The sequence below is a fragment of the Nocardiopsis xinjiangensis YIM 90004 genome, from assembly GCF_000341145.1.
Classification (GTDB): Bacteria; Actinomycetota; Actinomycetes; order Streptosporangiales; family Streptosporangiaceae; genus Nocardiopsis; species Nocardiopsis xinjiangensis.
Window position 1 is genome coordinate 22,543 of sequence record NZ_ANBE01000059.1, and the last position, 6,492, is coordinate 29,034.

4 protein-coding genes are annotated in these 6,492 nt (G+C 70.7%); all 4 read right to left on the reverse strand.

Annotation, left to right across the window (positions count from 1 at the left end; all coding sequences use genetic code 11):
* Window positions 1-35: 35 nt before the first annotated feature.
* Window positions 36-1,829, reverse strand: coding sequence for a thiol reductant ABC exporter subunit CydC (cydC, locus tag D473_RS0122915; RefSeq protein WP_017611372.1), 1,794 nt, complete (start codon window positions 1,827-1,829; stop codon window positions 36-38).
* The gene (cydD, locus tag D473_RS0122920; RefSeq protein WP_017611373.1) at window positions 1,829-3,604 is read right to left on the reverse strand and encodes a thiol reductant ABC exporter subunit CydD; all 1,776 of its coding nucleotides are present in this window, start codon (window positions 3,602-3,604) and stop codon (window positions 1,829-1,831) included. Before cydD ends, cydC begins: the two co-directional genes overlap by 1 nt.
* Window positions 3,605-3,711: 107 nt before the next feature.
* Window positions 3,712-4,734, reverse strand: coding sequence for a cytochrome d ubiquinol oxidase subunit II (cydB, locus tag D473_RS0122925; protein ID WP_017611374.1), 1,023 nt, complete (start codon window positions 4,732-4,734; stop codon window positions 3,712-3,714).
* An 11-nt stretch (window positions 4,735-4,745) separates the two neighbouring features.
* Entirely contained in the window at window positions 4,746-6,191 is a 1,446-nt protein-coding gene (locus D473_RS0122930) for a cytochrome ubiquinol oxidase subunit I (protein ID WP_017611375.1), read from the reverse strand.
* Window positions 6,192-6,492 lie beyond the last annotated feature (301 nt).

The following is a 6,492-nucleotide window of genomic DNA, read 5'->3' on the forward strand; positions in this document are numbered from 1 at the left end:
CGGTGCAGGGGCCGTGACCCGCCGGTGGGCCCGGTTCATCCGGCCACGTCGCGGTACCAGCCCTCCTGGGCGAGCAGCTCGGCGTGGGTGCCGGACTGCAGCACACGCCCCTCCCGCACCACGTGGATGCGGTCCACACGGTCGAGCCCGGTGAGGTCGTGTGTGATGAGCAGGGTCGAGTACCCCTCAGCGGCCTCCAACAGGTCCGAGACCACCGTGTCGCGGGTGTCGGCGTCCAGATGCGCGGTGGGTTCGTCCAGGACGAGTACCCGCGGGGAGGCGAGCACCGCCCGGGCCAGCGCCAGGCGTTGCACCATGCCGCCACTGAGCCCGATCCCGTGTGTGCCCACCTCCGTGTCCAGGAGCCGGGGCATGGCCCGCACCTCGTCGGCCAGGCTCACCCGCCAGAGCGCGTCCCACAGTTCCTCCTCGCTCGCCCCCGGGCGGGCCAGGAGCAGGTTCTCGCGCAGGGTCGAGGCGAACACGTGCGGGTCCTGGGGCACACCCGACACCACCGCGCGCACCTCGTCCGCCGGGTAGGCCGTGATGTCCGCACCACCGAGCTCCACACGCCCCTCGTCCGGGTCCAGGAACCGCAGCAGGACCGACGCCAGTGTGCTCTTGCCGGCCCCGCTCGGGCCGATCACCGCGACGGTGGCCCTTTCGGGAACCTCCAGGTCCACCCCGTCCAGCGCCCACGGCTCCTCGGGCCCGTATCGCACACGCAGCCCGCGCACGGAAACGGCCGGCCGGTCCGCGCGCACGTCCTCGGCCAGACCCTCCCTCCGGGCGGGGGCCGTCCGTGCCGGTGTGTCCAGCACCCCGAACAGGCGCGTACCGCTCGCCCGGATCGCCCCGAGCTTGCCCGCCACGGCCGGCAGCGGTGCCACGATCTCGAACGCCGCCAGTGTCGTCAGCACCACGACGGCCAGGGACACCGCGCCGATCGTGCCGTCCTCGACCGCGAGCACACCCAGGAACAGCGCACCCCACACGGTCAGTCCGGTGATCAACGCCGTCGCCCCGGCACCCAGGCCCAGGACCGCGGAATCGCGCTGCTCCACCCGTGTCAGTACCTCGTCCGCCTCGTGCACACGGGCGACCTGGCGTTCCATCGCCCCGTAGGCCACCAGGTCCGGCGCCCCGTGCAGGGTGTCCACCAGGGTCGTGGACAACGCCCCGCGTGCCTCGGCCTGCCGCTGACCCGGGCCCTTGCCCAGCGCCGCCATCGCCAACGGCACCGCGAACCCGGCCAACAGCAGTCCCGAGGCGAGCAGCACACCCCCGGGCGCGTACACCACCGTCAGCACGAGCACGGTCGCCCCGCCGGTCACCACCGACACCAGGGGAGGGGTGAGACCGCGCACGAGCAGGTCCAACGTCGCCTCGGTGTCGTTGACCAGACGCGAGACCAGATCACCGGTACGGAAGCGGCCGAACGGCTCGGTCGCCGCGAGCCTCCCGTACACACGGACCCGTACCTCGGCCAGGGTCCGGAACGCGGCGTCGTGGGTGACCAAGCGCTCCAGGTACCGGCTCACCCCCTTGCTCACACCCAGCGCGCGCGTGGCCACCACCGCGACACCGAGCGCGGTGATCGGCGGGTGGTCCGCGGCGACCGCGAGCATCCACGCCGCCACACCCAACAGGGCCACACCGGACCCGGTCGCGGCCGCGCCCAGCAGCACACCGAGGGCGAACCGGTTGCCGCGGGGCCAGGCCAGAGCGATCATCCTCCGCAGCGGATCGCGCCGGCGCTCGCGTTCGGGCACCTGCGTCCCCGGCTCCTCGGTTTCCAGGGGGCCGGCGCCGCCCTCGTTCCGCGTCATCACCGCACACCCACGTCCACGCTCGGTACCTGTAGTTCGACGACCCGCAACGGCGGCGCCGGCGGGCCGTCCGGGGCCTCCTCGTGCGCACCCAGAGTCCGGGTCAGCCACCCGGTGTCGTGCGCGACGACGATCGCGGTCCGCCCGCGCGCCAGCCGCCCGACCGCCGTGCGTACCGCCGCCGCGTTCTCCGGGTCCAGGTGGGCGGTCGGCTCGTCCAACAGCACGAGCGGGGCGTCCCGGCACATCGCCCGCGCCAGGGCGATGCGCTGTCGTTGGCCCGCCGACAACCGGGCCCCGCGTTCACCCAACCGCGTCCGGTAACCGTCGGGCAGAGCGGAGACGAACGTGTCGGCCTCGGACGCCCGCGCCGCCTCCCTGACCTGCTCCATCGTCGCCTCGGGCGCGCCCAGGCGGATGTTGTCGGCCACCGAGACGTCGAACAGGTACGGGTACTGGGGCACCCACGCCACACCCAAGCGCCAGTCCTCGGCCGCAATCCCCAAGAGCGGCTCCCACGTGCCACCGGGCGCGCGCACGCTCACCCGTCCGGCGCCGGGTTCGTTCAACCGCAACAGCAGTGACAGCAACGTCGTCTTGCCCGAACCGCTCGGCCCGGTGAGCAGGACGTGTTCGCCGGCGTGCACGGTCAGGTCCAGCCCGTCCAACGCGGGCCGGTCACGCCCTGGATAGGTGAGCCCGACCCCCTCGAACCGCAGGTCCCCCGAGGCCGTGGGCGCGGGGGACCCCGCGGGTTCGGGGGCGTGTTCGCCGGCGGCGGGGCCGCGCTCGCGGTCCAGCTCCGTGAAGATCCCCTCGGCCGCGGCCACGCCTTCCATGCTGGCGTGGAAACGGGTCCCCACCTCCCGCAGCGGCAGATACGCCTCCGGGGCGAGGATGAGTACGAGCAGTGCGGTCTGGTAGTCCATGTGCCCGCCCAGCAGGCGCAGCCCCACCTCGACCGCCACCAGCGCCACCGCCAGCGTCGACAACAGCTCCAACGCGAAGGCCGACAAGAACGCGACCCGCAACGTGCCCATGGTGGCCTGGCGGTGCTGTTCTCCGACCTTGCGGATGATCGCGGCCTGCGCCTTGGCCCGGCGGAACACCGCGAGCGTGGGCAGGCCTTCCACGACGTCGAGGAAGTGCCCGCCGAGCCGGCTCAGCAGCCGCCACTGCTTGTCGGTACGGGCCTGGGTGTGCATCCCGATGAGCGCCATGAAGATCGGGATGAGCGGCAGGGTCACCAGGATCACCGCACCGGAGATCCAGTCGGCCCAGAAGACCACCGTGAGCACCGCGACCGGGACGATCGCCGCGAGCGCGAGCTGGGGAAGGTAACGGGCGAAGTAGTCGTCGAGCGCGTCCAGCCCGCGGGTGGCGAGGGTGAGGAGTTCCCCGGCCTTGGGGGCGCCCTCCTGGCCGCCGTCCCCGTCGGAGGGGCCCGCGGTCCACACACGTCCCCGGCCCCCGGTCACGTGGGCGACGAGGCGGCGCCGCAGTTGTGACTTGGTGCGGGCCGCGCTGTACAGGGCCGAGGTCTCGGAGACGTAGGAGAGTACGGCGCGGGCCACGGCGACGGCGGCGACCCCGGCCACGGCCGGGCCCAAGGTGTCGATGCCCTCGCCCGCCCAGGCCCCGGTGATGGTGCGGGCGAGCAGCCAGGCCTGGACCAGGATCAGGCCGGTGGTGAGCGCGCCGGCCGCCACGGAAACACCCAGGTGTACGCGGACCGCGCTCGCGGTACGCACCAGGCGCGGGTCGAGAGGTTTCATCGGTCGGTGCACCTCGTCCGTGTGGTGGGCGGGTCGGGGCCGGTGCCGTGCGGGAGGGCCCCGGGACAGTGTTCCGCAGGGCGCCGCGGTCGTGCAGCCCCCTTGCGTCAGCGGGCGCCTTCGGTCACACTCTCGCCGGTGACGGTCTCCCCGGTCACTCTCTGGCGGAACACCCAGTAGCTCCATGCCTGGTAGCCCAGGATCACCGGCAGTGCCACCAGCGCCAGCCACGACATGACGGTGAGTGTGTAGTCGGCCGAGGAGGCGTTGGCGATGGTGAGCGAGTACGCGGGATCCGTCGTCGAGGGCAGCACGTTCGGATACAGCGCCCCGAACACCGTCACCGTCAGGGCGAGCACGGCCGACGCCATCGACATGAACGACCAGCCCTCACGCCCGCGCCAGGCCAGCGCGACCCCGACGGCCGTCGCGGCCGCGGCCGCGACCGCGGTGAAGAACGTCCAGTCCTGTCCGTGGGCGGCCTGGGTCCACACCAGGAAGACCACGACCGAGGGCACCGCGACCACGGCGCTCCGCAGCGCCGCCACCCGGGACCGTGCCCGCACCGGGCCGCCGGTCTTCAGGGCCAAGAAGACGGCGCCGTGCAGTGTGAACAGCGACAGTGTCGTCAGTCCGCCCAGCACCGTGTACGGCGTGAACAGGTCGAACAGCCCGGCGGTGACGACGTGGTCGGGGCCCATGGCCAGGCCCTGCACGAGGTTGGCGAAGAGCACACCCCACAGGAACGACGGGATCACGCTGCCGTAGAAGATCGCGTGGTCCCAGCACTCGCGCCAGCGGTCGCTGTCGCGGTTGCTGCGGTACTTGAAGGCCACACCGCGCGCGATGAGCGCGATGAGGATGACGAACACCGGGACGTAGAAACCGCTGAGCATCGACGCGTACCAGGGCGGGAAGGCCGCGAACATGGCGCCGACCGCGGTGATCAGCCACACCTCGTTGGCGCTCCATACGGGGCCGATCGAGTTGATGGCGACCCTGCGCTCCACGGAGTTGCGCGCCCCCGTGAACGGCAGGAGCACTCCGACCCCGAAGTCGAACCCTTCCAGGAAGAAGTATCCGGTCCACAGGACCGCGATGGCGATGAACCAGACGAGAGCGAGATCCATGGCCGGGCCTCCTAGTAGCTGAAGTGCGGGATCGTGGACTCCTCCTCGTCGTCCTCCAGATCGGGGACGAGATGGGAGGGCCCCTTCTTGACGTACTTCCAGAGCAGGCCGACCTCCACGGCGAAGAGCGTCCCGTACACGGCGGTGAAGACGGCGAGGCTCATCGCGACGGCTCCGAGGTCGACCCCGGGGGAGACGCTCGATGCGGTGAGGAGCTCACCGTGCACCGTCCAGGGCTGGCGGCCCATCTCGGTGAGGATCCAGCCGAAGATGTTGGCCAGGAGCGCCGCGGGCAGCGCGGCCATGGCGGCGTAGTAGAACCACCGGCTCCGCGGCAGGCGTTCGCGCCCGCGAGTCAGGTAGAGGCCCAGAGCGGCGATCCCGACGCCGAACAGGCCCAGGCCCATCATGAGGCGGAAGGACCAGTAGATGACGAACACGTTCGGGATGTAGTCGCCGGGGCCGTAGTAGTCCTCGTAGGCCTCCTGGAGGTCGTTCATCCCGTGGACCTCGCCGTCGAACTCGCCCGTGGCCAGGAAACTGAGCACGTTCGGGATGCTGACGTCGATCGGGTTGTGGCCCTCATCGGTGTCGCCGACCGCGAACGTGGAGAAGGGGGCGCCTTCCTCGCTGTCCCAGTGGGCCTCGGCCGCGGCGAGCTTCATGGGTTCGAACTCGGCGGCGAGCTTGGCCTGGTTGTCCCCGGAGAGGACGGTGAACGCGCCGGCGGCCAGGGTGAGGACGAGGCCGACCTTCAGCGCGCCGCGGAACAGGGCGCGCTCGCGCACGGGCGGGGCCACGTCGGTGTTACCGGTGTCGTTGTGGTGGATGCTGCGCCAGAGCTTGAAGGCGCAGACCGCGACGACGAACAGGCCGGCGGTGATGAAGGAGGCGCCGACGGTGTGGATGTAGGTGGACCAGGCCTGGTCGTTGCTCAGGACCGCCCAGATGTCGGTGAGCTCGGCGCGGCCGGTCTCCTCGTTGACCTCGTAGCCGACCGGGTTCCGCATCCAGGCGTTCGCGGCGAGGATGAAGTACGCCGAGAGGTTGGTGCCGATCGCGACGAGCCAGATGCAGGCCAGGTGAACGGCGCGGGGGAGGCGGTGCCAGCCGAAGATCCACAGGCCGATGAAGGTGGACTCCAGGAAGAAGGCGAGGAGCGCCTCCATGGCCAGTGGAGCGCCGAAGACGTCGCCGACGAAGCGCGAGTACTCGCTCCAGTTCATGCCGAACTGGAACTCCTGGACGATGCCGGTGACCACGCCCATGGCGAAGTTGACGAGGAACAGCTTGCCGAAGAACTGGGTGGCCTGGAGGTACTCGTGCCGTCCGGTCCTGTACCAGAACGTCTGGAGCACGGCGACGATGAAGGACAGCCCGATCGTCAGGGGGACGAACAGGAAGTGGTAGATCGTGGTGATCCCGAACTGCCACCTCGCGAGGTCAAGTGCTTCCATGCCCGCCTCTCAGGTGCCGACCGCAAGTAGTACTACGAACTGTAGTGCTACTTCGCGTCGTAATGCCTGTGGGGTGGCGGTCAAAAAGTCCCGTGAGTTGCCTTCGCGGGGTTTCGGGGTGCTTCCGGAAGGGGTGGCCGGGTGGCCACGGGCATGCCGAATGCAGGCCCGCACCACTGTGACCTGGGAAAACTTTGCCCTCTCCTGCACGCGGCGAGGCATCAGCTACGCAGGGCTGTGCCCTTGCACACAGGGATGCTTCTATGTTTGTCAAGCAGCGAGTGCGACCGGTGGGTCCGCT